The sequence below is a fragment of the Telluria sp. AZSoR62 genome (assembly GCF_058111565.1).
In genome coordinates, this window is the sequence record NZ_JBYTST010000396.1 from 1 (window position 1) to 259 (window position 259).

The following is a 259-nucleotide window of genomic DNA, read 5'->3' on the forward strand; positions in this document are numbered from 1 at the left end:
GTCAGGTCATTCTCAACAATGGATTGCGGCAAACCTACGACACGCTCGTGCTCGCGACAGGCGCTACCCATGCCTACTTCGGACACGACGAATGGGGGGCTTTCGCGCCGGGGTTGAAGACGCTGGAAGATGCCACGACCATTCGGGGCCGAATCCTCGCGGCTTTCGAGGAGGCTGAGCGCACGAGCGATCCTCAGCAGCGTGCCGCGCTGCAGACGTTCGTCATCATCGGTGGTGGTCCCACCGGGGTTGAATTGGC

General features: G+C 62.2%; 1 protein-coding gene. It reads left to right on the forward strand.

From position 1 onward, the window contains the following. Nucleotides 1-259: FAD-dependent oxidoreductase (locus AC3XQU_RS24225; RefSeq protein WP_489876670.1), on the forward strand; the 259-nt coding region annotated here is incomplete at both ends.